The 2,084-nt window shown below is 47.2% G+C and carries 3 protein-coding genes and 1 pseudogene; all 4 read left to right on the forward strand.

What is annotated here, in order from left to right; translation table 11 throughout:
- Positions 1 to 79 precede the first annotated feature (79 nt).
- The 4 genes and pseudogenes from phoC to J1785_RS01430 all read left to right on the forward strand — a co-directional run bounded on the left by phoC (position 80) and on the right by J1785_RS01430 (position 2,081).
- Positions 80 to 817, forward strand: a complete 738-nt coding sequence (phoC, locus tag J1785_RS01415; RefSeq protein ID WP_129953568.1) for an acid phosphatase PhoC — start codon at positions 80 to 82, stop codon at positions 815 to 817.
- 168 nt (positions 818 to 985) lie between these two features.
- A pseudogene (locus J1785_RS01420) lies at positions 986 to 1,431 on the forward strand (Hcp family type VI secretion system effector).
- Between the two features lie 31 nt (positions 1,432 to 1,462).
- Positions 1,463 to 1,792 carry a tlde1 domain-containing protein gene (locus tag J1785_RS01425; RefSeq protein WP_336369468.1) on the forward strand — a complete coding sequence of 110 codons (330 nt, stop codon included), beginning with the start codon at positions 1,463 to 1,465 and terminating at the stop codon, positions 1,790 to 1,792.
- On the forward strand, positions 1,770 to 2,081 hold the full coding sequence (locus J1785_RS01430) for a hypothetical protein (protein WP_129953566.1): 312 nt from the start codon (positions 1,770 to 1,772) through the stop codon (positions 2,079 to 2,081). Before J1785_RS01425 ends, J1785_RS01430 begins: the two co-directional genes overlap by 23 nt.
- Positions 2,082 to 2,084: the final 3 nt, after the last annotated feature.

Genomic DNA, 2,084 nt, shown 5'->3' on the forward strand with positions numbered 1-2,084 from the left:
GTTTTACTCAGAGATGTGGGTAAATGTTACGAAAATGAATTCGTAATAAACATTCAGCGGTTCGTGTAAGGAAACTTTGATGAAAATTATTACTACTTTTTGCCTCGCCAGCTTTTTTTCTGTCAGCTCGTTTGCCCTGACCGGCAATGATGCAACCACCAAACCAGACCTTTACTACTTAAAAAATGATCAGGCGATTAACAGCCTGGCGCTGCTGCCGCCACCACCTGCGGTGGGCAGTATCGCTTTCCTAAACGATCAGGCCATGTATGAACAGGGACGTCTGCTGCGCTCAACTGAACGTGGCAAACTGGCTGCCGAAGATGCCAACCTGAGTGCCGGTGGCGTCGCGAACGCTTTCTCGGGCGCATTCGGTTCGCCGATCACCGCTAAAGACACACCGGAATTGCACAAACTGCTGACCAATATGATTGAAGATGCAGGTGACCTTGCGACACGTTCTGCTAAAGAAAAGTACATGCGCATCCGCCCGTTTGCCTTCTATGGTGTGCCGACCTGTAACACCACTGAGCAGGATAAGCTGTCTAAAAACGGTTCGTATCCTTCCGGGCACACTTCTATTGGCTGGGCTACGGCGCTGGTACTCACAGAAATTAACCCGCAGCGCCAGGATCAAATCCTGCAACGTGGTTTCGATTTAGGACAAAGCCGTGTGATTTGTGGTTACCACTGGCAAAGTGATGTCGATGCGGCCCGTATCGTGGGCTCCGCTGTGGTCGCTACCTTGCATACGAATTCGGCTTTCCAGCAACAGTTGCAAAAAGCCAAAGAAGAGTTTGCGAAACAGCATCCGTAAATATTGCTGGCCTCCCCGGCCTGGTCTTCGTAAAAGTCGGGGAGTCTGTAATGCCACATTTCTCATTGATACTAAATTTCTGAAAATTGCTTTTTTGCAACGGTCACTAATTGTTAACTCCCCTTCGCAGGCATAACGTCACTCCTCATTTTAAAAAGGAGTTTCATTATGGCTAACCCCGCATATCTCTGGCTATACGATGCAAATGGCGCACTACTTTATGGCGGTTCTGAGGTTTTAAGCCGTGAAGGCGCGATCGAGATCCAAAGCTTCACGCATGGTCTTTCCGTACCCTTCGATGGCAATACCGGTCGGCTGACATCTACCCGTATTCATCAAACCATGGGACTTGTAAAAGAGTTCGATAAATCACTCCCTACCTATACCGTGCCGTCGCCACCAGCGAAAAGCTGCAAAAGGCGGTGATTAAATGGTATCGCATTAATGCGGCTGGTATGGAGGAAGAGTTTTTGAATATGACAATGGAAGGCGTGCGTATACTTAACATCAATCCTCATATGCACAATTTCAAACACGCTGACGGACAGGCCAGTATGCCCACGGAGTCCATTGGCCTTGGGTATCAGAAAATTACATGGTATTCCGACGGGTAAATACTGGATTGTTGACCGCCCCAGAGGGGGAGTGAGGTCGAGATTAAAGGAGTACGAAAAGCATATTCGCACAGGTAATGATTACTCATCTTGGTTTGCTCTGTATCGCCAAGATGGTTTGATTGATGATTCAACTTATATCGGCGAGACCTTGCGCAAAAGTTTCCGTTTGCATCCATTGCGTCCGGATGGTACCGGCGTATCAGATGGGTGTTTAACATTCATGTATCATGCGGATTTTGACACGCTCAGAAGCGCGTTGTTGAATTCGCACACTAGAGACATCCCAATCATACATCTTAAGGCATATGGAGAAATCGAAGTTACGGGGGATATGAATGCGCCATGCCTTATTCTGTAAGATAGCGGTGCGGCTGGCGCTTTTTATTTTTATAGATTACTACCTGCTGTCGCCCTTCCCCGGCTGGCTGATTGATTATGAATACATCAAATCGATAGCCATCGCGGATTATTTTGATCAACTGATGAAACCAGATTACGGAGCCCCCCCATGGCCTGGACTGCAGGATGATATTTTTGTCGTGTTGCTCTCCGTCACAGGATTAATCCCAACCTTGTTGATAATGGTTATGATTGAGACAATTGTGAAGGCAGGCATTAAGGTCGTTAAACGTAAAAATATAAAGTAAACC

It is taken from the genome of Rahnella perminowiae (assembly GCF_019049755.1).
In the GTDB taxonomy this organism is placed as follows: Bacteria; Pseudomonadota; Gammaproteobacteria; order Enterobacterales; family Enterobacteriaceae; genus Rahnella; species Rahnella perminowiae.

Bases quoted from the DNA above. Each gene is read 5' to 3' on its own strand.
- J1785_RS01430 (WP_129953566.1), top strand. From the start codon at position 1,770: ATGCGCCATGCCTTATTCTGTAAGATAGCGGTGCGGCTGGCGCTTTTT.
- phoC (WP_129953568.1), top strand. From the start codon at position 80: ATGAAAATTATTACTACTTTTTGCCTCGCCAGCTTTTTTTCTGTCAGC.